General features: G+C 73.5%; 21 protein-coding genes. 11 read left to right on the plus strand and 10 right to left on the minus strand.

Annotation, left to right across the window (positions count from 1 at the left end; translation table 11 throughout):
* Positions 1–98 precede the first annotated feature (98 nt).
* Positions 99–1349, plus strand: coding sequence for a hypothetical protein (locus tag AB0B66_RS09620; protein WP_360525624.1), 1251 nt, complete (start codon positions 99–101; stop codon positions 1347–1349).
* 126 nt (positions 1350–1475) lie between these two features.
* Here AB0B66_RS09620 and AB0B66_RS09625 read toward each other — a convergent pair whose 3' ends face one another.
* Both AB0B66_RS09625 and AB0B66_RS09630 read right to left on the minus strand, forming a co-directional pair.
* Positions 1476–2360 carry a phosphotransferase gene (locus tag AB0B66_RS09625; RefSeq protein ID WP_360525627.1) on the minus strand — a complete coding sequence of 295 codons (885 nt, stop codon included), beginning with the start codon at positions 2358–2360 and terminating at the stop codon, positions 1476–1478.
* 16 nt (positions 2361–2376) lie between these two features.
* The gene (locus tag AB0B66_RS09630) at positions 2377–2796 is read right to left on the minus strand and encodes a DUF4259 domain-containing protein (RefSeq protein WP_360525630.1); all 420 of its coding nucleotides are present in this window, start codon (positions 2794–2796) and stop codon (positions 2377–2379) included.
* Between the two features lie 105 nt (positions 2797–2901).
* On the opposite strand from AB0B66_RS09630, the gene AB0B66_RS09635 reads away from it, so the two are divergent.
* From AB0B66_RS09635 to AB0B66_RS09645, 3 genes are all read left to right on the plus strand, one after another.
* Complete coding sequence (locus AB0B66_RS09635; protein WP_360525633.1) at positions 2902–4191, plus strand: amidohydrolase family protein; 1290 nt, start codon at positions 2902–2904, stop codon at positions 4189–4191.
* A gap of 236 nt (positions 4192–4427) precedes the next feature.
* Positions 4428–5162 (plus strand): molybdate ABC transporter substrate-binding protein, encoded by a 735-nt coding sequence (modA, locus tag AB0B66_RS09640; protein WP_360526305.1) that lies wholly within the window; start codon positions 4428–4430, stop codon positions 5160–5162.
* 9 nt (positions 5163–5171) lie between these two features.
* A complete protein-coding gene (locus tag AB0B66_RS09645) occupies positions 5172–6008 on the plus strand; it encodes an ABC transporter permease (RefSeq protein WP_360525636.1) in 837 nt (278 codons plus the stop codon).
* Positions 6009–6013: 5 nt separating this feature from the next.
* Here AB0B66_RS09645 and AB0B66_RS09650 read toward each other — a convergent pair whose 3' ends face one another.
* Positions 6014–6427 carry a phage holin family protein gene (locus AB0B66_RS09650; RefSeq protein WP_360525639.1) on the minus strand — a complete coding sequence of 138 codons (414 nt, stop codon included), beginning with the start codon at positions 6425–6427 and terminating at the stop codon, positions 6014–6016.
* A 162-nt stretch (positions 6428–6589) separates the two neighbouring features.
* Between AB0B66_RS09650 and AB0B66_RS09655 the strand changes: the two genes are divergently transcribed.
* The 3 genes from AB0B66_RS09655 (at position 6590) to AB0B66_RS09665 (ending at position 8502) form a co-directional block, all read left to right on the plus strand.
* Positions 6590–7420 (plus strand): alpha/beta hydrolase, encoded by an 831-nt coding sequence (locus tag AB0B66_RS09655; protein ID WP_360525642.1) that lies wholly within the window; start codon positions 6590–6592, stop codon positions 7418–7420.
* A 12-nt stretch (positions 7421–7432) separates the two neighbouring features.
* Positions 7433–8032, plus strand: a complete 600-nt coding sequence (locus AB0B66_RS09660) for a phosphoribosylanthranilate isomerase (RefSeq protein ID WP_360525645.1) — start codon at positions 7433–7435, stop codon at positions 8030–8032.
* A gap of 74 nt (positions 8033–8106) precedes the next feature.
* On the plus strand, positions 8107–8502 hold the full coding sequence (locus tag AB0B66_RS09665; RefSeq protein WP_360525648.1) for a cellulose binding domain-containing protein: 396 nt from the start codon (positions 8107–8109) through the stop codon (positions 8500–8502).
* On the opposite strand, the gene AB0B66_RS09670 is transcribed toward AB0B66_RS09665, so the two are convergent.
* Both AB0B66_RS09670 and AB0B66_RS09675 read right to left on the minus strand, forming a co-directional pair.
* Positions 8499–11021, minus strand: a complete 2523-nt coding sequence (locus tag AB0B66_RS09670; RefSeq protein WP_360525651.1) for a tetratricopeptide repeat protein — start codon at positions 11019–11021, stop codon at positions 8499–8501. The two genes, AB0B66_RS09665 and AB0B66_RS09670, sit on opposite strands and share 4 nt — an antisense overlap.
* Before the next feature lie 39 nt (positions 11022–11060).
* Entirely contained in the window at positions 11061–11819 is a 759-nt protein-coding gene (locus AB0B66_RS09675) for a cellulose binding domain-containing protein (RefSeq protein ID WP_360525654.1), read from the minus strand.
* 126 nt (positions 11820–11945) lie between these two features.
* Between AB0B66_RS09675 and AB0B66_RS09680 the strand changes: the two genes are divergently transcribed.
* A complete protein-coding gene (locus AB0B66_RS09680; protein WP_360525657.1) occupies positions 11946–12233 on the plus strand; it encodes a DUF3040 domain-containing protein in 288 nt (95 codons plus the stop codon).
* Between the two features lie 5 nt (positions 12234–12238).
* Here AB0B66_RS09680 and AB0B66_RS09685 read toward each other — a convergent pair whose 3' ends face one another.
* From AB0B66_RS09685 to AB0B66_RS09695, 3 genes are all read right to left on the minus strand, one after another.
* A complete protein-coding gene (locus AB0B66_RS09685; RefSeq protein ID WP_360525660.1) occupies positions 12239–13279 on the minus strand; it encodes a glycoside hydrolase family protein in 1041 nt (346 codons plus the stop codon).
* A gap of 150 nt (positions 13280–13429) precedes the next feature.
* A complete protein-coding gene (locus tag AB0B66_RS09690; protein ID WP_360525663.1) occupies positions 13430–14641 on the minus strand; it encodes an FAD-dependent monooxygenase in 1212 nt (403 codons plus the stop codon).
* Positions 14642–14833: 192 nt separating this feature from the next.
* Positions 14834–15481, minus strand: coding sequence for a PadR family transcriptional regulator (locus AB0B66_RS09695; protein WP_360525666.1), 648 nt, complete (start codon positions 15479–15481; stop codon positions 14834–14836).
* 96 nt (positions 15482–15577) lie between these two features.
* On the opposite strand from AB0B66_RS09695, the gene AB0B66_RS09700 reads away from it, so the two are divergent.
* Both AB0B66_RS09700 and AB0B66_RS09705 read left to right on the plus strand, forming a co-directional pair.
* Entirely contained in the window at positions 15578–16543 is a 966-nt protein-coding gene (locus AB0B66_RS09700) for an NAD-dependent epimerase/dehydratase family protein (protein WP_360525669.1), read from the plus strand.
* 52 nt (positions 16544–16595) lie between these two features.
* A complete protein-coding gene (locus tag AB0B66_RS09705; RefSeq protein WP_360525672.1) occupies positions 16596–17096 on the plus strand; it encodes a hypothetical protein in 501 nt (166 codons plus the stop codon).
* A gap of 8 nt (positions 17097–17104) precedes the next feature.
* Here the strand turns inward: AB0B66_RS09705 and AB0B66_RS09710 are convergent, their stop codons facing one another.
* Together AB0B66_RS09710 and AB0B66_RS09715 are read right to left on the minus strand one after the other, a co-directional pair.
* Positions 17105–17854 (minus strand): phosphotransferase, encoded by a 750-nt coding sequence (locus AB0B66_RS09710; RefSeq protein WP_360525675.1) that lies wholly within the window; start codon positions 17852–17854, stop codon positions 17105–17107.
* Between the two features lie 146 nt (positions 17855–18000).
* Positions 18001–19545, minus strand: coding sequence for a glycosyltransferase family 2 protein (locus AB0B66_RS09715; RefSeq protein WP_360525678.1), 1545 nt, complete (start codon positions 19543–19545; stop codon positions 18001–18003).
* Between the two features lie 176 nt (positions 19546–19721).
* On the opposite strand from AB0B66_RS09715, the gene AB0B66_RS09720 reads away from it, so the two are divergent.
* Complete coding sequence (locus AB0B66_RS09720; protein WP_360525681.1) at positions 19722–21041, plus strand: glycosyltransferase family 4 protein; 1320 nt, start codon at positions 19722–19724, stop codon at positions 21039–21041.
* Position 21042 lies beyond the last annotated feature (1 nt).

The following is a 21042-nucleotide window of genomic DNA, read 5'->3' on the forward strand; positions in this document are numbered from 1 at the left end:
AGCTTTTCTTCAGCATGAACGGTGGCATTGACGTACTTCTGCGGGCGTGATCTGATCTCGCGAACCGTTCTCACATTCCACTTCGGAGAGGAAGCTCAGTGCTGAGACTTCGCAAGGCGGCGGCCGGCGCGGCGGCGGTCGCGCTCGGCTGGGCGGCGTTCGCCGTCGCCGCCACCCCCGCCACGGCCGCCCTGCCCACGGCGGCCGTCGCCATCGGTGACAGCTTCATCAGCGGCGAAGGCGCGGGCGCGTACACGTCCGTCGTCGACGTCAACGGGGTCGCCCAGGGCTTCCCCGGCTGGTCGGCGGCCAACGCCAACGCCTACTTCTGCCACCGCTCGGCCAACGCGTCGCTGAACAAGGCCACCCTGTCGGGCATCAACGCCCGGTTCAACCTCGCCTGCTCGGGCGGGCAGCCGTACGACATCGCCAACGCCTCCAACACCCGCACCAGCGGCCGCTCGGTCGCCTCGCAGCTCGACCAGCTGCGTGCCGTGGCGCAGACCCACGACATCGACCTGGTGCTGGTCGGCCTCGGCTCCAACAACAGCTCGTTCACCTTCGGCGACGTGGCGACGCTGTGCGCCAACCGGTTCATCGCCGACGCGTGGACCGGCTGGTGGGAGTTCTGGGCCTACCTCAACGGGCCGGTGCCGCAGGAGCCGTGCACCGACGCCGACCTGGCCAGCGCCGCCGAGGTCGCCGCGGCCACCACGGAGACCACCAACGCGCTGCGCCAGCTGATCACGACGCTGAACCAGGTCGACGCCGACGGCCAGCACCGCATCGTGTTCCAGGACTACACCAACCCGCTGCCGACCGACGTCTACAGCTCGTTCATCGAGCAGGACGGCCGCGAGGACGACCGGGACAAGTTCCGTGACCTGGGCGCCGAGCGCTACGCGGCGGGCTGCCCGATCCACCGCGCGAGCCTGCCGCCCGGCCACCGCTTCTCGGCCAACCTCGGCAACGTCGTGCGCAACTCCCACGCCAACCTGTCCGCCGAGTTCCCCGGCCAGGACCTGGTCTACCTCAACGTGCAGCGGGCCTTCGACGGCGCGCGGCTGTGCGAGAACGGCAACAGCCCGACCGGCGCGCTGGCCACCCCCGTGCGCGTCATGGACGGCCCGACCGGCACGCACATCACCAGCCTGTCCGGATACGACAAGATCGCCATCCAGCGCATGGCCAACGCCTGCGTGACCTACTTCCAGACCTGCCAGGAGTCCTGGCACCCGAACGCGGCCGGCCACGCCGTCCTCGGCCAGTGCCTCGCCGCCGCGGCCACCACCGCCAACCGCACCATCGCCTGCATCCGCAACACCAACGGCACCCTCACCTTCCAGTGAGGCACTGAGCAAAGGAAGGGCATCTTCGGCTCGCGTCAGCGAGACGAGCAGCAGCTCGGTACATCGCTCCGCGATGTAGAAGGTGCCCTTCCCAACATTTGCGACCTGTAGGCGCAGGTCACGCGTTCAGGCGGGGAACAGCCACGCCATCGCGCCCACGCCCCGGTCGAGGTAGCCGACCCGGCCGGTGTCCACGCCGTAGGCCAGGTCCTCGAAGACGCTGCACCGGGCGTAGAAGACCGCCCGCTCGACGAGCGCCGGGACGTCGGCGGCGGCCGGATAGCGTGCCAGGACCGCCCGCAGCGCCGCCGGGCCGAGATCCCGGTGGAGCAGTCCGAAGTCGTAGGCCGGGTCCACGAGCGCGGCGTCGCTCCAGTCGATGACCCCGGTGACCGTCCACTCGGCCGGGTCGACGAGCACATGCTCGATGCCCAGGTCGTTGTGCGAGAACACGAGGTCGTGGCCCCGCTCGGGGGGTGGTGATTCGAAGAACGCCTGCACCGCGCGGCGGTGTGCCACCGGGACGTGCTCGGCGACCACCTCGTGCAGCTCGGCCGCCTCACGGAGCCACTCGGCCGGGGGTTGGTCGTCGACGTCCACCAGCCCGCGCCAAGCGTCGACCGGCTCGGCATGCAGCACTGCGAGCAACTCCCCGAGCATCGCCGCGATCGACGTGCCGTGCTCCACCCAGCCCGGCGACTCCGGCAGCGGCACGCCGGGCAGCTTCGCGTAGGCCAGGCAGCCCAGCTCAGGGGCCGCGAACACCGGTTCGGGCACGGGCAGTGGACTGACCCGGGCCACCGCCGCCAGTAGCCGGGCCTCGTGCCCGACCAACTCGGCGCGCCGCACCGGGTCGGGCTCCCTGCTGAACCGCACCACGAGCGCGCCGTCGACCTCGTACGCCACGTTCTCCAGTCCCGCGCCCAGCTCGACCACGGTGCCGATCCGGTGACCGGGCAGGTGGACGGCCAGCACGTCACGGACGTCGGCAATGGAGGGTCGGCCGGACATGCCTCACCTTAACCGGCTACGGCGCGGCCGCCAGCGCCGTACGCAGGTCGCCGACCACCGCGAGCGCGTCCGCGGCGTCACCGGTGTCCTCCCACAGCTCGCGCCACTCCGAGTCCTCGCCGACGACCCGGTCCAAGGCCCTGACCGCGAGCGCCGCGATGTCCTCGGGAACCACCAGGCTCTCCCCCTCCAGCAGGAAATCCGGGGCGTACGGCGAGGTCAGCGGCTCCGCACCGGGCCGCTGCGACACGATGACCGCGGCCGCCGCGATCGCGCGCACCCCGAGCCGGTCGTCGAGGTATCCGGTGTGGTCCGCCACGACGGCCAGTGCCTGCCGCACGATGCCCAACCGGTCGGCAGGATCGGCGTCATCCAGGTGACCACACCAGTCGGCGGCACTGTCGTTGTCGAACGGACCCGAGTCCCAGGTGCCCACCGATTACCTCCTCCGCAGGGCGCAGCGGGACGGTACCGGCCGCATGCGACAACTCTCCGGCCCGTTCGGCAGCGCGGGCCCGGCCGCGGCCGCGACACTCGACAGATGGCACATGACCAGGTGACGGAGTTCCACGACGTCCGGGTGTTCGACGGGGTCGACCCGGCGCTGTCCCCGCCCACCACCGTCACCGTCGCGGGCGGCCTCATCACCGGCGTGGGCCGGCCGCCCGACGACCGGGCCGACGGGCGCACCATCGACGGCGGCGGCCGGGTGCTGATGCCGGGGCTCATCGACGCGCACTGGCACGCCATGATGGCTGCCGTGCCGCTGCCGGTCCTGGCCACCGCCGACCCCGGCTACCTGCAGATCGTCGCCGCCCGCGAGGCCGAACGGACCCTGCTGCGCGGGTTCACCACCGTACGCGACGCGGGCGGGCCGGTGTTCGCCCTCAAACGGGCCATCGACGAAGGCCTCGTCACCGGCCCGCGCATCTACCCGAGCGGCGCGTTCATCAGCCAGACCGCCGGACACGGCGACTTCCGCTCGCTGCTGGAGGTGCCGCGTGAGCCGGGCGCGCCGCTGAGCATGGTCGAGCGCACCGGCACCGCGGCCATCGCCGACGGCGTCGACGCGGTCCTGCGGGCGACCCGCGAGCAGCTGATGCGCGGCGCGAGCCAGATCAAGGTGATGGCCGGCGGCGGCGTCGCGTCGCCGTACGACCCGATCGACGTCACCCAGTACACGTTCGCGGAGCTGACTGCGGCGGTCGAGGCGGCCGGGCACTGGGGCACGTACGTGATGGTGCACGCCTACACCCCGGCCTCGATCCAGCAGGCGGTCCGGGCCGGGGTGCGCTGCGTCGAGCACGGGCACCTGCTCGACGACGAGACCGCCGCACTGATGGCCGAACGTGGCGTGTGGTGGTCGATGCAGCCGTTCCTCGACGACGCCGACGCCGTCCCGATCACCGACCCGGGCGGGCGTGAGAAGCAGCTCGCGGTCACCGACGGCACCGAGACCGCGTACCGGCTGGCCCGCAAGCACGGGGTGCGGCTGGCCTGGGGCACCGACACCCTGTTCGACGCCCGGCTGGCCACCCGCCAGGGCGCGCAGCTGGCCAAACTCGGCCGCTGGTTCTCCCCGGCCGAGGTGCTGCGGATGGCGACGTCGGAGAACGCCGCGCTGCTGGCCATGTCCGGGCCACGCGACCCCTACCCGGCCCCGCTGGGCGTGGTGCGGCCCGGGGCGTACGCGGACCTGCTGCTCGTCGACGGCGACCCGCTGACCGACCTGGACCTGCTCGCCGATCCGGCCAACCTAAAAGTGATCATGAAGGACGGCGTACCGGTCCGCGACACCCTGGCCGGATCAGGACGGCCCACCGGCGCGTAACGCCAACACCAGGAACCGGTCCTTTGCCCGAGCCATGACCCCATCATGCAGATGCAAACACGATCGCGCTGGTGTCCGCGCAACAGAGAGCCATTTTCGCTATACCACCTCGCTGATGCGACCAGTAGGGTGATGCTGGCGGCTGGTGTCGGACGGGCCGGCGCATCCAGGGGAGGAAGCGAATGGGCAGCACAGGGATCCGCGCGGCGCTGACCGCGCTCGCGCTGGCCGCGGCCATGACGGCCACCGCGTGCGGCGGCGGCCAGACCCCGGCCCCGGCGACCAGCGGCGGCGTCTCCGGCGACGTCACCGTGTTCGCGGCGGCCTCGCTCACCGAGGCGTTCACGAAGATCGGCAAGGACTTCGAGGCGGCGAACCCGGGCACGAAGGTGACGTTCAACTTCGCGGGCAGCTCCGCGCTGGCCACCCAGATCACCCAGGGCGCGCCCGCCGACGTGTTCGCCGCCGCCAGCCCGGCCACCATGAAGACCGTCGTCGACGCCGGCGACGCGGCCGGCACCCCGGTCGTGTTCGTCAAGAACCAGCTCGTCATCGCGGTGCCGAAAGGCAACCCGAAGGGCATCACCACGCTGGAGAACCTCAGCAAGCCCGACCTGAAGGTGGCGCTGTGCGCCGAACAGGTCCCGTGCGGAGCCGCAGCGAAGAAGGCCCTCGACACCGCCGGGGTCAAAGTCACCCCCGTCACCCTCGAACAGGACGTCAAGGCGGCACTGTCCAAGGTGAAGCTCGGCGAGGTCGACGCCGCGCTGGTGTACCGCACCGACGCCAAGGCCGCCGCCGCCGACGTGGACGGCATCGAGTTCCCCGAGTCCGCGACCGCGATCAACGACTACCCCGTCGTCGCCCTCAAGGACGCCCCGAACAAGGCCGGCGCCGAGGCGTTCCTGGCCTACCTGCAGTCCGAGCCCGCGAAGGCCGTGCTGACCGCGGCCGGGTTCCAGTCTCCGTAATCTGAGCCCATGACCGTCGAGCACACCCAGCACCCCGGCGCGGCGGCACCGCAGCGCCGGCACGGCCGGCGGCGCATCCCGTTCTTCCTGTTCCTGCCCGCCGGGCTGGGACTGGCGTTCCTGGTGCTGCCCCTGGTCGCGCTGCTGCTGCGCACCCCGTGGGGCGAACTGACCCAGCACCTGGCCGAGCCCGCGATCCTCGCCGCGCTGCGCCTGTCGCTGCTCACCGCCTCGCTGGCCACGGTCTGCTGCATCCTGCTCGGCGTGCCGCTGGCCTGGCTGCTGGCCAGGGTCGAGTTCCCCGGTCGGCGGCTCGCCCGCGCACTGATCACGGTGCCGCTGGTGCTGCCACCCGTGGTCGGCGGTGTGGCGCTGCTGCTGCTGTTCGGCCGCCGCGGCCTGATCGGATCCTGGCTCGACGAGACCTTCGGGTTCACCCTGCCGTTCACCACCGCCGGGGTCGTCGTCGCCGAAGCGTTCGTGGCGATGCCGTTCCTGGTCATCGCCGTGGAGGGTGCGCTGCGCGGCGCGGACACCCGCTACGAGGAGGCCGCCGCGACACTGGGCGCGGGCCGCTGGACCACCTTCCGGCGGGTCACCCTGCCGCTGGTCGCGCCGGGCATCGCCGCCGGTGCGGTGCTCTGCTGGGCACGGGCGCTCGGCGAGTTCGGCGCGACGATCACGTTCGCCGGCAACTTCCCGGGGCGTACGCAGACCATGCCCCTGGCCGTGTACCTGGCGCTGGAGACCGACCTCGAAGCGGCGATCGTGCTCAGCCTCATCCTGCTGGTCGTCTCGGTGACCATCCTGGCCAGCCTGCGCGACCGCTGGATCAGCAGCCCCTGACCGGCTCAGCCGCCGCTGCGCTCCAGATCACCGGGGGCCGGACGGGACTGGTCGAGCCCGGCCGCGTCCTCGCGCAGCGGCCGCCACGTCTGCTGCGCCACCCGCTCCCCTGCCCGCCTGCCGCGCGACCGGCCCGCCAGCCCGAGCCCGATGCCGAGCAGCACCAGCGCAGCCGCCACGCACAGCACCGCCGCCCACAGCGGCATGACCTCAGCCAGCCCCAGCACACCCGCCACAACCAGCGCCGGCAGCACCCAGATCAGCAGCAGCCCGGCAGTGCTGATCCGCCCCTGCGCCGTGCCCGCATCGTCGCGCAGCCAGGTCCGGGCCAGGGCGGACTCGGCGCGCGACAGGCTGGCCAGCTGCTCTGCTGCCGGGCCCGGCTCCTGCGGCGTCGGCGGGCGGCGCGTCTCGGACATCAGTTCACCTCCACCTGTCTACCTTCTGCCCTGATCCCAGTGTGCCGAATCATTTCCAACGGCCTGCCCCATGATCTTCACCCGCTCGTGTGAACCCGCCGTGAAGGAACCGCCAACACCACCGCATGATCGACGCAGCGCCGCCGTACTAGGCTGGCCGTTATGCAGATCGCCGCGCGGGGCCTGGTGTTCGACGTCCAAGCGGGCGGCCCGGAGGACGGGCCGGTCGCCCTGCTGCTGCACGGCTTCCCGCAGCACGCCGGCGAATGGGAACAGGTCGCCGACCGCCTGCACGACGCCGGCATCCGCACCTACGCGTTCGACCAGCGCGGCTACTCCCCCGGCGCGCGACCGTCCGCGGTCGCCGACTACCTCGTCGGCGAATGCGTCGCCGACGCCCTCGGAGTGCTCGACGCCCTGGGCGTGGATCGCGCGCACGTGGTCGGCCACGACTGGGGCGCCGTGGTGGCCTGGCACCTGGCCGCCGAGCACGCCGACCGGGTGCCCACCCTCACCGCGATCTCCGTGCCGCACCCGGTCGCGTTCGCCAAGACCATCGCCACCGACCCCGACCAGCAGCAGCGCTCGGCCTACATCGGACTGTTCCAGCAGGAGGGCAAGGCAGAGGACCTGCTGCTGGAGGACGAGGGACGGCGGCTGCGGGAGATCTTCACCGGGGTGCCCGCCGACCGCGTCGAGCGCTTCGTCACCCCGATGCTGGACCGGGCCCGCCTCACCGGCGGTCTCAACTGGTACCGGGCCCTGACCCTCGGCGCGGGCTTCACCCCGGCCGGCAAGGTCGCCGTGCCGACCACGTTCCTGTGGAGCGACGGCGACTGGGCCATCGGCCCGAAGGCGGCCGAGAGCTGCGCCGCGTACGTCACCGGCGACTACCGCTTCGTCAACCTGTCCGGGGTCAGCCACTGGATCCCGGACGAGGCCCCCGACGACACCGCCCGCGAGATCCTGGCCCGCATCACCGGACAAGCCTGAGCGGAGGCACCCGTGTTCGTGAAGATCTGCGGCCTGTCCACCGCCGAGACCGTCGCCACCGCCGTGCAAGCCGGCGCGGACGCGGTCGGCTTCGTGCTGACCCGCAGCCCGCGCCAGGTCACCCCGGACACCGCCCGCCGCCTGGCCGCCGCCGTCCCGCCGCAGGTGCTGACCGTCGCGGTCGTCGCCGGGGCGGACATCGCGACCGTGCGAGAGCTGGTCCGCGACACCGGCCTGCGGGCGCTGCAACTGCACGGCGACTACACCCGGGCCGACTTCGCCGCCGTCGCCGACCTCGGCCTGACCCTGGTGCGGGCGGTCAGCTACGAGGCCCCCGACCTGCGCATCGGCGCGTACGGCGAGGACCTGCTGCTGGTCGACGCCACCGAACCCGGCTCCGGCGGCGCCTGGGACTACGCGATGCTGCGCGGACGCGGCCTCGGCGACGGCTGGATCCTCGCCGGCGGGCTGGGCGTCGACACCGTCGCCGACGCGATCCGGCTGTCCGGGGCGCGCGGCGTGGACGTGTCCAGCGGCGTCGAATCCGCTCGCGGTGTCAAGAGCGAAGCCCTGATCAGGGAGTTCATCGCCGCCGCGCGCAAAGTGGGCTGACCGCCCGATCCGTGGGAACGATCCCACCCACCGTCGCCGCCGGCCGTAGACTGCCGTCGATCGAAGGAGGCGGGATGAACGGCGTACTCGTACGGCTGGCCGCGGTCACCGGCGCGGCCGTGCTCGCCGCGACGGCACTCACCGCACCGGCCCACGCCCAGGGCGGCGGCGTCGACTGCGCCTACCTGCTCACCGCCTACCCCGGCGGGTTCAGCGCATCGGTCCAGCTCGCCAACACCGGCCCCGCCGTCGACGGCTGGGTGCTGAGCTGGTCCTTCCCCGCCGACACCACCATCCACGGCGTATGGCAGTCCCGCATCACCCAGCCCGACCCGCGCACCGCCATCGCCGTCAACATGCCCTGGAACGCGCGCATCCCGGCCGGCACGACCCTCGGCTTCGGCTGGACCGCCGCCGCCCCCGCCACCGACATCCCCACCGACCTCACCCTCAACGGCGTGCCCTGCTAGACCCGCTCACGCAGCAGCCGAGCCCGCGGCACACCCAGGTCGGTGTAGATCACCAGCGCCCGCCGCCAGAACTCCCGCGCGGCCCCCGCCTGTCCCGCCGCGATCGTGTCGCCGAGGCCCTCCAGGGCGCGGGCCTGCTCGAAACGATCGCCGGTGCGCTCGGCCAGCGCCAGCGCGGCGCGGTGGCGCTCGCCCGCGTCCCCGCAGCGGCCCAGCGCCAGCAGGGTCTCGCCGAGCCCGTTGAGGGCCTCCGTCTCCAGCCCCCGGTCACCGGTCTGACGGCCCGCGGCCAGCGCCCGGCCCAGCAGGTCGAGCGCCTCGGCGTGACGGCCGGTCCGCCGGCGCACCGACGCGAGCGCCGCCAGCGCCGAGCCCTGACCGGCCGGATCACCGGCCGCCCGGCAGCCCGCCAGCGCCCGCTCCAACGCGCCTGCCGCCTCGTCGTACCGGCCGAGCAACTCGTAGGTCACCCCCAGGTTGCCCAGCGCGTACGCCTCCAACCGCACGTCGCCGAGCCCGGCGAAGATCCCCGCAGCACGGCGCTGGTGCGCGACCGCGTGCGCGCACCGGCCCAGCCGCCGATGCAGCGAACCCCGGTTGAGCAGCAGTGAAGCCTCGCCATGCCGGTCACCGGACGTCCGCGCCATCCCCAGCGCCTCGCCGAGACACTCCATCGCCTGGGCGTACGCCCCCAACCGCTCGTGCACCGCCGCCAGCCGCGACAGCGCCCGCGCCTGCCCCGGCCCGTCACCGGCCGCCGCGAACCCGCGCACCGACTCCGCGAACTCGTCCCGCGCCTGCCCGTAAGCGCCCAGCCACCAGTGGATCGTGCCCAGGTTGGCCAGCACCGCGGCCCGCTCGGCGGCCGCGGGGGCCAGCGCCGCCAGCGCCCCGGTGTGCACCGCGAGCGCCTCCTCGTGATGCCCGCCCACCTCGAAGTACCGCCAGAGCAGGCTGGACAGCCCGGCGCTGTCGGCGGCACGGTCGTGCCCGGCCGCGAACACCGCCAGCCGCACCAGCTCACCTCGCCGGATGTCGAGCCAGCGCCGAGCCGCGCCGGGCTCAGCCGCGAACGGCAGCGGCCGGGCCGAGGCTCCGACCGCCGGGCGGGTCGGGCGTTCATGCGGGAACAGCAGGTCCATCGCGGCCGCGGCCGCCGCCAGGTGGTCGCGCAGCAGCCGGGTCACCGCGTCCCGGCGTTCCGGCACGGTCAGCTCGGACAGCGCCAGCTCGTTCGCGTACGCCCGCAGCAGGTCGTGCATCGCCCACCCGGCCGCGGACGGCTCGACCAGGTGCGCCCGGACCAGATCCGCCAGCGCCCGCTCCGCCGCCTCGAAGCTCACCTCGGCGAGCGCGGCCAGCGACGGGGCGTCGACGTCCCGGCCGGGATACAGCCCGAGCACCGCGAACGCTCGCGCCGTCGGCACGGTGAGGTGCCGGTGCGACCAGGACAGCACGGTGCGCACCGCCGACGGCGGGTCGTCGGGCAGTTGCAGCGTGTCCAGCGCGGCCACGCCGGTCAGCTCCGCCGCTATCGCACCCAGCCCGGCCGACGCCCGCGCCGCGGCTACCTCGGCGGCGACCCGCAGCGCCAGCGGCAGCCCGGCGCAGCGCGCCGCCAGCAGGCCCGCCGCGGCGGGCTCGGCGTCGACCCGGTCGCCGAGCAGCGTGCGCAGCAGCGCGACCGACTCGGCCGCAGGCAGCACCTCCAGCCGCACCCGGCGCGCCCCGTCCCGCGCGACCAGCCCGGCCAGGTCGTCACGGCTGGTCACGAGCACCGCACAACCGGCCGCGCCGGGCAGCAGCGGCCGCACCTGCGCGGCACTGTGTGCGTTGTCCAGCAGCACCAGCATCCGCCGTCCCGCCAGCAGGCTGCGGTACGCCGCCGCCCGCTCGTCGGCCCCGGCCGGGATCTCCGCGCGGCCGAGCCCGAGCGCGCGCAGCAGCACCCCGAGCGCGTCGGAGGCCGGCAGTGGCCGCCCGGGGCTGTAACCGCGCAGGTCGAGGTGCAGCTGCCCGTCGGGGTACCGGCCCGCGGCCCGGTGCGCCCAGCGCAGCGCCAGCGCGGTTTTGCCGACCCCGCCGGTGCCCGACACGACCGACACGGTCGAGCCACCCACCGCGTGCAGCGCGTCCAGTGCGGACAGCTCCGCTTCGCGACCGGCGAAACCCGGCACCTCGGCGGGCAGCTGCCGAGGCACGGGCCCGCGCGGGCGGCGCAGCTCCTCGACCCGGTCCCGGGCGGTGGCCAGCGCGCCCTGTTCGGCGGGCGCCGCCCCGAGCAGCCGGACCAGCACGTCGAACCGGTCCGTGGGCGGCAGCACCCGGCCGGTCAGGTACTCCCCGATGATGCCGTGCGACCAGCCGGTCGCGGCGGCCAGGTCCCGATAGGACAGCTGCGGCGCGGCACTACGGCGGGCGTGGCGACGGCGCAGCCCACGCAGCAGCCCGGCCAGCTCGTCCAGGGTCCGCACGTCACCGACGGCGGGCACGCCACGGGTCGCGCGCCCGCCCGGCATGTCGGTAAGTTCGTGGCCGTCGATGCGTCGAGTCTAGGTTCAGTCGTCGTCGAGCTGCTGCGAGATCACCACCGCGTTCACCCAGGGCACCGGCTGCGCGCCGGACACGGTGAGGTTGAGCTGGCCGGTCTGCCCGGTGGTGTCGGCGTCCTGCGGCGAGCTGACGGCGACCGTCTGCGGCACGGCCCAGTTCGCCGGGGTGAACACCAGCGACGCCGGGGACGCGCTCATCGCCGGGTTGGCGGCCCCGCCCACGGGCACGGTGACCGCCGCCGCCGGGGCCTGGCTCAGCCGCACCGCGAAGGTCGCCGTGCCGCCTTCGGGCACCACCGGCCGGGCCGGGCTCGCGATCACGTACGGCTGCGGGCTGTACGCGCACGGCTGCCCGTTGACGGTGAACGCCGCCGGTGGCGTGTTGGTCAGGTTCGGATTGGTGTGCACGCCGATCAGCGCGGTCACCGAGCCGCCCGCTGGCACCGTGCCGTTGAACGACGCGTTGGCCAGGGTGACGTGCGTGCCGGACTGGCCCAGCCACGCGTACGCCGCGAAGGTCACCGCCTGCTGCGGGTCCGGCAGGTCGAACTCGGCGGTCCAGGCGGTCACCGCCGCGCCGGGCGTGATGGTGACCTGCGCCTGGTAGCCGGTGCCCCAGTGCACGGTCACCTGGTGCCGGACGGTGCAGGTAGGGACCGCACCGGCCGGCGACGGCGGGGCCACGGCCGCGGCGGCCAGCACGAGCAGCGTGAGCAGCCGCGCCGCGCGACGGCGGGCGGGATGGGAACGGAGGTTGTCTGCCATGGCCATGATGGTCGGTGCCGCCCGGAGCGCACCGGCCCGCCGTTGGACACCACTGGACAGCGGTGTACGCCTGGCTCCTGACGGGTACAAAGGAATTGCAGGTCAACGGGGATGGAGTGAGGTCGGGTGGCACTGGGCCCGGAGGACGAGCGCCGGCTCGCGGAGCTGGCCGAGCAGACCCGCGCCGCCGACCCGCACTTCGCGCTCGGCCTCGGTGCGGGCGACCCCCACCCGCCCGCCGAGTATCGCCGGCCGCGGCGGACCGGGCTGCGCGTCGCGCTGGCCCTGACCGGGTTCGCGCTGGCCGTGTTCCTGTTCGCGACGGGAACCCCCGGCGGCGGGTTCCTCGCCGCGGTGGGCGCGGTGCTGGCACTGGCCACCGTCGGCGACGGGTTCGCCGGCACCGGCGACTGACCGGGCTAACCCGCCGCGCGATAGGCCCGGCCGGCCGCGGTGGGGCTGTCGCCGTCGCGGTACAGCGCGGTGCCCTGGTGGCCCTCGGTCGGCCACGGCAGCGCGAACCAGGCGTAGCGCTCCACGTAGGACAGGCCCTGCATCATCTTCGTCGAGCCGGTGACGAACGCGGCCTGCTGCGCGTCGCTCGGGTACACCGCCCCGGACGCGCCCCACTTGATCAGCGCGTACTCGGTGACCCAGATCGGCATCTTGTAGCGCTGGTACACGGCCTGCAGGTAGTTCCTCAGGTGCCCGACGGCCGCCGAGGAGAAGTCCGCGCCGTACCAGTGCAGGGTGATGAAGTCGACCCGGTAGCCGCGCGACTTCGCCCCGGCCATGAACCGGTCGAGCCAGCCGCCGGCCCTGTCCGCGCCGACCGCCACGGCGGGGCTGCCCAGCCGCATCCCGGTCGCCTGCAGCCGCGGCCACAGGTCCAGGGCGCGCTCCACGGTCATGTTGGCCTGGCTGGCGAAATCGGGCTCATTGAAGCCGAGCAGCACCTTGCCGTTCTGCTTGGCGCGAGCCAGCTCGGCATCGGTCACCGACTTCTCGCCCCAGATCATCGGCACGAACGCGGCGCTGGTGCCCGCGTCCTTGCTCGGGGAGCTCGACCAGTTGTAGTACCAGCTGGCCCGCACGTCGGCCAGCGCGGCTTTGAGGCCGCCGAAGTTCCAGACGCTGACGCCCTTCTTCGCCGACGTCTTCGCGGGGCCACCCGCCGGGGCCTTCGGGCTCGCCGACGCCGACGGTTTCGGGGCGGCGGACGCGCTCGCCGACGGCCCGGCCGACACCGAACCGGACACCGCCGGGTCCGGCAGACCCTGCGTCGCGCCGACGGGCTCCCCCGGACCGGCCGCCGCCGCACCCGGATCGCCGCCCCAGACCCGGACCGCCGCGTACGAGCCTCCGATCAGGACCGCGACGGTCAGCGCCACCGCCAGCCACAGTTTCCGGCGGTCGCGCCGCACGTGCCTGCCCGGTAGCCGCTGCGAGGTCTCGTCCACGAGGCGACACCCTAGCCCCCATTGATGAACGGGGCACGCCAGGGCACCGGCCGCTCCCACGGAACGGCCGGTGCCCTGGCACACCACCTCTCCTGTGTCCTAGGCAGCTGGGTCGATACCGACCTGCCGCAGACCCGCTGAAGCACGCCGTCACGCCGTGACCGGGGCCTGCCAGTCGATCGGGTGGACGAACTGCCAGGCCATCTTCTCCGGCTTGGCCAGCAGCTTCATCGCGGTCGGCAGCAGCGCGTCGCGCAGCACCCGGGCCACCGGACCCGCCGCCTTGTTGCTGTTGGTACGGGCCGCCGCGGCGATGATGCGCTCGACCCGCTCCCGGCGCAGCCGCTCGTACGCGCCGAACGCCTGCTCGGCGGGCAGGTCGCGCAGGCAGCGGGCGAGCTGCACCGCGCTCTCCGCGGCCAGCGACGCGCCCTGGCCCGACGACGGCGACGTGGCGTGCGCGGCGTCGCCGATCAGCACCATGCGGCCGCGGTGCCAGTTCGGCACGCGTGGGATGTCCTCCATGCCGCCGACCGCGACGAACTGGGACAGGTCGGCGGTGCGCAGGATGGCCGGCACCGGCAGGCGGTCGTCGGCGAACGCCTCGGTCAGCACCCGCATCCACTCCTGAGGGCTGGTCCGGTTGGCCTCTGACCAGGACATCGGCTGCGGGTGCGGCAGGTTGGCGAACCAGCCGCAGCTGCCGTCGGCGTACACCTGGTAGCCGAAGAACGCCCGCTTGCCGAACATCATGTGCATCGCGTCGCCGGTGCTCGGCAGGCCGGTGCCGGTCGACAGGCAGCCGAAGCCGAGCAGGCCGGTGTAGCGCGGCTTCGGCGCGGCCGGGTCGATGAGCGTGCGCACGGTGGACCGGATGCCGTCCGCGCCGATCAGGACGTCGGCCTCGGCGCTGGTGCCGTCGGCGAAATGCGCCCGGACACCGGTCGGCGCGGCGGGCGAGCCCAGGTGCTCGGCGGAGACCAGGCGCTTGCCGTGCTCGACGGGGATGCCGCGGCGGGCCGCCTCGCCGTAGAGGGCGCGGTAGAGGTCGGGCCGCATCACGAACTGCTGCGGCTCCAAGCCGGGCGGGCCGCCGAACGAGGCCAGCCGCTTGCCGGTCCAGCTGTGCATCACGATGCTCGACATGGGCACGCCGATCGCGCGTACGGCCTCGTCGGCGCCGATCACCTTCAGCGCGGCAAGGCCGTTGGGCGCGATGCTCAGGCCGCCGCCGACGTTCTCGGCGGTGCTGCCGTACGCCTCGTACACGCGGGCCTCGATGCCCGCCTGCCGCAGGGCCATCGCGGCCACCGGACCGGCGATGCCGCCGCCCACGACCAGCGCGGTCTTCACCTTCGTCATGACTGTTGCTCCCCAGGGGTCAGCCGGCCGGTCGCTCGACCGGCGCGGGTTCGGTCGCACACCGAACCGGCAGGGGACGCCCGGCTATCCTTGCGGTTGCCACCTCTCGTGGCCGGGCCCCTGCGGTGCGGTGCGAGGGTTGAGGTCTCCGGCGGTGTGTTGGCGCACGCCGCCGGGGACCGTTTCAGAAGGTCACTGCGCGTGCAGGCCCCTCTCCATCAGCTCGGCCAGCTCCGGCGGCACGATCCCGGTCTCGCTGAACGCCTGCCAGTCGGCCAGGCCCGGGAACGTGCCGGAGGTCAGCTCGCCGAGCAGCCCGCGCACGAAACCGACCTCGGCTTCGGCCACGGCCAGCTCGTACTCCTCCTCGATCAGGAACAGCCGCGGGACCTCCCGGGCGGCCTCGGCCAGCGCCGCGCGTAGCGCCGCGAGCGCCTTCTCCAGCGCGGTGAGCCGCTGGGCCAGCAGGTCGGCCGCCTCGCGGGGCGACAGCACCGCCATCACGGACAGCGCGGCGGTGAACCGGGACTGCTCCTGCTCGGGGGTGGACAGCAGCTCGCGCACCCAGTCGGTCAGCTCGGCCCGGCCCGCCTCGGTGATGCGGTAGACGGTCCGCTCGGGGCGGCCGCCCTGGCGCACGCTCTCGGCGGCTTCGATCAGGCCGTGCTTCTCCAGGTTCTGCACGACCGTGTAGAGCGAGCCCCACTTGATCTTCATGTTCTGGTCTTTGCCGTGCTCGCGCAGGACCGAGGCCATCTGGTACGGGTGCATGGGCTGCTGGACGAGCGCGGACAGCACGGCCAGTGCCATCAGATTGCCGACCTTGCGCCGTTTCGCCACGCCTGCCGCCCGCCCTTCATACTCCGCCTTGATTACTCGCACACGAGTATACGCATCCGAGCAAGTTCGGCGCCACCCACCGCTAACCTGCCGGGTATGCGACTGCTCCTGCTGGGCGGGACCCGATTCCTCGGCCGCGCGCTCGGACACGCCGCCGTCGCCCGCGGCTGGCGGGTCACCGCGTTCCACCGCGGCGTGACGGGCGCGCCGCCGGACGGGGTCACCTCGGTGCACGGCGACCGGACCGTGGCGGCCGATCTGGCGGCACTCACCCGCAACTACTGGGACGCCGTGGTGGACACCTGGGACGGCCCATCGGATGCCGTCTCGGCGGCCGCGGCCGCCCTGGAACCCGGCTGCGGCCGGTACGTCTTCGTGTCGAGCCGCTCGGTCTACGACGACCTGTCGACGCTCGGCCTCACCGAGGACTCGCCGGTGGTGCCCACCGAGGAACCGTCCTTCGGCGCGGTCAAGGCCGCAGCCGAGCGAACGGTGCGCACCGCGTTCGGGCGACGCGCGCTGGTCGCCCGGCCCGGTCTGGTCCTCGGCCCGCACGAGCAGCCCGAACGGCTCGTCTGGTGGTTACGGCGGCTCACCCGCGGCGGCGACGTGCCGGTCCCCGGCCCGCCGGACCTGGGACTGCAGTACATCGACGTGCGCGATCTCGCGCGGTGGCTGCTCGACGCCGCCCACGCGGGCCTCGGCGGCACGTTCAACGTCGTCAGCCGTCCGGGTCACACCACGATGGGCGCGCTGCTGTCAGCGTGCGCCGAGGCGGCGGGCTCCGACGCCCGGCTGCGCTGGGCGCCGCCGGCCGCGTTCTCGGCAGCGGGCATCCAGCCGTGGTCCGACCTGCCGATCTGGGTGCCGGCGGACAGCGGCGTACGGGGCCTGCACGAGACCGACTCCGAACGCGCGCACGCCGCCGGGCTGCGCTGCCGCCCTGTCACGCGGACCGTCGCCGACACCTGGGCGTGGCTGGCCGCGCTCCCCGGTCCGCTGCCCGGCGACGGCCTGGGCCCGGACCGGGAGGCGGTGCTGCTGCGCGGCATCGGCGCATGACGTCGGCCCCGTCGCCGATCCGGGTTGCGGGCATCGGCCATCATGTCCGGGCATGAGCACCGGGGAGCTCCACCTCGCACCGTCACCGGCCGCCCGCTGCGCCCGCGCCCTGGGGTGCGGGATCGCCGGTGCGCTCCTGGCCGCGCTCCTGACGTTCCTGGCCTGGTCGCTGCTCGGGGTGGCCGACTGGTCCGGCACCGGCATGGACGCCGTGGTGCCGCTGATCGCCGGTTACCTGGTGCTCGGCACGCTGCTGACCTGGGGACTGCTGCACTGGGCGACGGTGCGCCCCGCCTGGGCGGTCGCCTTGCTCGGGCTGGCCCTGTTCCTGGTCAACCGGCTCGTCGAGGCGGTGGTCACCATGATCGTCGGTGTCGTGCCGGCGCGGGTGCCGGCGCTGTCGCTCCTGGACAGCGTCGGCGGCCTGCTGGTGCACCTCGGTCTGAGCTGTCTGGCCGCTGCCGCGCTCACCGACCGCCGCCTGAGCGCCGGAGCGAAGACCGCCGCCGTGCTGGCCTGCCTGCTGACAGCCGTGCTGGCCGCGCTCGTCTGAGCGACCAGTCAGATGAGGGCAGCGGTCCAGACGGTGACGTTGGCGTCGAGGTAGTCGGCGGTGTCGCGCCAGTACGGGCCGTCCTCGGTGAAGATCCGTGCCCAGGGCTGCCGCTGCTCCCGGAACCCGGTCTCCAGCAGGTGGTACATGGCCCTCGCCCGGCGGCCGAGCAGTCCGGCCAGTTCCGGGCCCCTGGCCAGGTCGAGGCCGTAGCCGTCGGTGTAGGCGCGCAGCCGGGCGGCGGACTCGACCGGGTCGCGGCGCGGGCTCATCCCGGCCATGCTCTGCGCCGCGTAGGCCAGGTCCCACAGCCGGGAACTCGGCGCCACGTTGTCCCAGTCGATCAGCACCCAGCCGCGTTCGGCGCGGACCAGGTTCCACGGCGAGACGTCGTTGTGGCAGACCAGCTCGGCGCGGTCGGGCGGGATCGGGGACTCCCACGGGGTCTCCGGCGGGGCGACGAAGCTCGCCGCGGCGTCGTGCAGGGCGCGCTGCATCCGGCCGATCCCGGCCAGCTCCTCCAGGCTGTACGTGCCGGTCGCGTCGCCGATCTCACCGGCCACGTACTCCAGCACCTGGCGGCCCTGCTCGTCACGGCCGAGGGGCCGGGGCGCGCCGGTGAACCCGGCCTCGTGCAGGTGCCGCAGGAACGCGTCCACACCGTCGGTCCACGGCCCGGCAGGCCGCCGCACCGTGTCCCCGACCCGCACGACGCCCGAGGTCACATTCCCGACCAGCGCCTCTTCACCCTCGACCACGCGATGATCCTCGACAGCGCGTCCCGCCGCCGCAAGCCCATTCCCGCACGATCATCCGACTTGCCAGGCAGATCTGGGTATGGGCGCTCAAGGTACGGCCGGTTGCCAGGCAAGTCGGACGATCTTGGTGAGCGGTGGCCGGGGGGTCAGCGGCGGCGGGTGAGGCGGGCCATGATGCGGCCGGGGGTCATCGGGACGACGGAGAGCATGAGGCGGCCGGAGGGGTCCTTGGCCGGGGTGACGGCGTACATGCGCAGGCCCCGTCGCCAGATCACGGGGCGGGGCAGCCGCAGGCCGGCGGCGCGCAGCGGGGCGGAGCCCTCCTGGCCACGGGCCTGCACGCGTACCCGCACCGAGCGGCGCTGGCCGGTGAGGGCGCTGGCGCGCACGACGTCGGCGACGGTGAACTCGGCCTGCACCACGGTGGCCGGGCGGCTCTCCGTGACCTGCACCGCCGCGGTCAGGTCCTCGGCGTAGACCCCGATCGTCGCGGTGGACGCCAGGTCGGGCAGCGGACTGCGGGCGGTGACGGCCAGCACGGTCGCGCCGTCGGCGTTGCGCCGCCACACGGCCTGGGTGGCGTCGAGCTTCGCGGCCCAGCCGGCGGCGTGCGCGGTGACCTCGAAGACCTCGTCCGGCAGCGACGAGCCGGGGGTCCGGAAACCGGGGTACGCGGCGTACCAGCGGTCGCCTTCGACGACGATCGGGGCGATGCCCCGCTCCACGTCCTGGCGGATCACGGCGAGCAGGTCGTCGACCGTGCCCGCCTGCGCGACGGCGATCCGCAGCCGGGTCTCGACCTCCAGCTCAGCACCGGTCTCGGCGGTCAGCTGCCGGTCGGCGACCTCGCGCACGCACTCGTGCACCGCCTGCTGCACGGACCGTTCGACGGTGAGCAGGTCGTCGCGCAGCAGCACGGCGACCTCCAGCGCGAACAGCCGGGAGAGCACGGCGTCGCGGTCCTTGCCGGCCGGCATCAGCCCGACGGTGAACTCCATCAGCCGGCGCAGGCAGTAGAGCCGGTCGGCGGCCTTGCTGAGGTGGGTGACGTTCTGCTCGTTGAGCCGGCGCACCGCGAAGTAGCAGTCGTAGTCGGCGACGACCGAGATCCGCGACGCCCGGAAGCAGGCTTCCAGGGTGAACGGGAAGTCGCTGCCGATCGGCATGTCCTCGAAGTAGCGGATGGCGTGCCGCTCGATCAGGTCGCGGGAGAACAGCTTGATGTTGGCCAGCGACCAGGGCAGCCCCGAACCGGCGAAGCTGATCTCCGCCTCGTTGCGGGCGAAGACCTGCTGGTAGATGAAGCGGCTGTTCACGCCGACGGTCTTGCCGAGCACGACCTCGGAGCCGTACCGGTCGGCGGCGTCGACGAGCCGCTCCAGCGCCTCGGGACCGAGGTAGTCGTCGGCGCCGACGAAGAAGACGAACCGGCCGGTGGCCAGGCGCAGGCCGTGGTTGCAGGGGCTGGCCGGGCCGCCCGAGTTGGGCTGGCGGACCACCTTCACCGACGGGTATCGCTCGGCGAACCGGGCCAGCTCTGCGGGGCTGCCGTCGGTGGAGCCGTCGTCGACCGCGATGATCTCCATCCGGTCCTGGCCGATGGTCTGGTTGACCAGGGAGTCGAGGCAGCGGCGCAGGTCGGGCATCGTGTTGTACACCGGCACGATGACGCTGACGTCGACTGCGGTCACTGCTTGGCCTCCGGCGCTCGGCGTGTGCGGGGGTCAGCGTGGAGACACCCGGGTGCGGCTTGCTGGCGACTACGGTAACAATAGGCCGGCGGCGCGCGTAGATCAGGAGCGAGGCCCTGCCCCCGGCAGGCCGGCCTGCGGCGTGCCCGACGCGGGCGACTGGAGAAGGGCGGACCATGGGAGTCGAACGTCGCGAGGGCGGCCGGGGACGTGTCGTCATGCTGGTCGACAACGCGGTCAACGGCGACTCACGGGTCCAGAAGACCGCCCGCTCCGCGGCCGAGGCCGGGTGGGACACGACCCTGCTCGGACTGTCCCCCGACCACGAGGCCCGGGAGTGGATGATCGGCGGCGCGCGGGTGCGTCTGCTGCCCGGCGCACGCGCCCGCGGTGCGGCGGGCGGGCTGCGGCGGCGCTGGCAGGAACTGCCCCCCTCGGTGCGCCGGGTGCGCCGCCCTGCCGACTGGGTGATCACGCGGTACTGGCTGCAGCGTTTGGGCGACCACGCGTGGCGCAAGCTGGAGCCCGGCCTGATCGGCTTCGACAACAAGTTCGGGCCGGTCATCGACGAGCTGCGGCCCGACATCATCCACGCGCACGACTTCCGCATGATCGGCGTCGGGGCGCGGGCCGTGGCTCGGGCCCGTGACCACGGCCGCGACGTCAAGCTGGTGTGGGACGCGCACGAATACCTGCCGGGCGTGCGTCCCTGGCGGGACAACTACCGCTGGCAGCCCGCGCACCTGGCCTACGAGCGGGAGTACGCCCCGCACGCCGACAAGGTGATCACGGTCTCCGACGAGCTGGCGCAGATGCTGCGGCGCGACCATCGACTGGCCGAGCTGCCCGTGGTCGTGCTGAACGCACCCGACATGTCCGCGGGCGGCGAGCAGCCCGAGGTGAGCCTGCGGGAACGCTGCGGCATCGGCCCGGACGTGCCGCTGCTGGTGTACAGCGGCGCGGCGGCGCCCGCCCGGGGCCTGGGCGTCATGGTCGAGGCCCTGCCGAAGCTACCCGGCGTGCACATGGCCATGGTGATCAACCTGCCGTCCGGCGAGTACGCGAAGAGCCTGACCGCCCGCGCCGCGGAGCTCGGGGTGGCCGACCGGCTGCACGTCACCGACTACGTGCCCGCCGCCCAGGTGGCGAACTTCCTGGCCGGGGCGACCGCCGGCGTGATCCCGATCCGGCACTTCGTCAACCACGAGATCTCGCTGATCACGAAGTTCTTCGAGTACTCCCACGCCCGCCTGCCGATCATCGCCAGCGACGTGCGCACGATGGCGGCGACGATCCGCGGCACCGGGCAGGGCGAGGTGTTCCGGGCCGACGATGTGACCGACTTCGTGCGCGCGGCGCAGCAGGTGCTGGCCGACCCGGAGCGCTACCGCGCCGCGTACGACAAGCCGGGCCTGCTCGACAACTGGACCTGGGCCGCTCAGGCCGAGGTGCTCGACGACGTCTACACGAGTCTGCTGCCGGTCGCACCGCGCTGAC

Source organism: Catellatospora sp. NPDC049111, from assembly GCF_040648615.1.
GTDB classification, from domain to species: Bacteria; Actinomycetota; Actinomycetes; order Mycobacteriales; family Micromonosporaceae; genus Catellatospora; species Catellatospora aurea.

Coding starts and splice junctions, on each gene's coding strand:
- AB0B66_RS09625 (WP_360525627.1), bottom strand. CDS start 2,360: ATGTCCGGCCGACCCTCCATTGCCGACGTCCGTGACGTGCTGGCCGTC.
- AB0B66_RS09635 (WP_360525633.1), top strand. CDS start 2,902: ATGGCACATGACCAGGTGACGGAGTTCCACGACGTCCGGGTGTTCGAC.
- modA (WP_360526305.1), top strand. CDS start 4,428: ATGACGGCCACCGCGTGCGGCGGCGGCCAGACCCCGGCCCCGGCGACC.
- AB0B66_RS09645 (WP_360525636.1), top strand. CDS start 5,172: ATGACCGTCGAGCACACCCAGCACCCCGGCGCGGCGGCACCGCAGCGC.
- AB0B66_RS09650 (WP_360525639.1), bottom strand. CDS start 6,427: ATGTCCGAGACGCGCCGCCCGCCGACGCCGCAGGAGCCGGGCCCGGCA.
- AB0B66_RS09655 (WP_360525642.1), top strand. CDS start 6,590: ATGCAGATCGCCGCGCGGGGCCTGGTGTTCGACGTCCAAGCGGGCGGC.
- AB0B66_RS09665 (WP_360525648.1), top strand. CDS start 8,107: ATGAACGGCGTACTCGTACGGCTGGCCGCGGTCACCGGCGCGGCCGTG.
- AB0B66_RS09670 (WP_360525651.1), bottom strand. CDS start 11,021: ATGCCGGGCGGGCGCGCGACCCGTGGCGTGCCCGCCGTCGGTGACGTG.
- AB0B66_RS09675 (WP_360525654.1), bottom strand. CDS start 11,819: ATGGCAGACAACCTCCGTTCCCATCCCGCCCGCCGTCGCGCGGCGCGG.
- AB0B66_RS09690 (WP_360525663.1), bottom strand. CDS start 14,641: ATGACGAAGGTGAAGACCGCGCTGGTCGTGGGCGGCGGCATCGCCGGT.
- AB0B66_RS09700 (WP_360525669.1), top strand. CDS start 15,578: ATGCGACTGCTCCTGCTGGGCGGGACCCGATTCCTCGGCCGCGCGCTC.
- AB0B66_RS09705 (WP_360525672.1), top strand. CDS start 16,596: ATGAGCACCGGGGAGCTCCACCTCGCACCGTCACCGGCCGCCCGCTGC.
- AB0B66_RS09720 (WP_360525681.1), top strand. CDS start 19,722: ATGGGAGTCGAACGTCGCGAGGGCGGCCGGGGACGTGTCGTCATGCTG.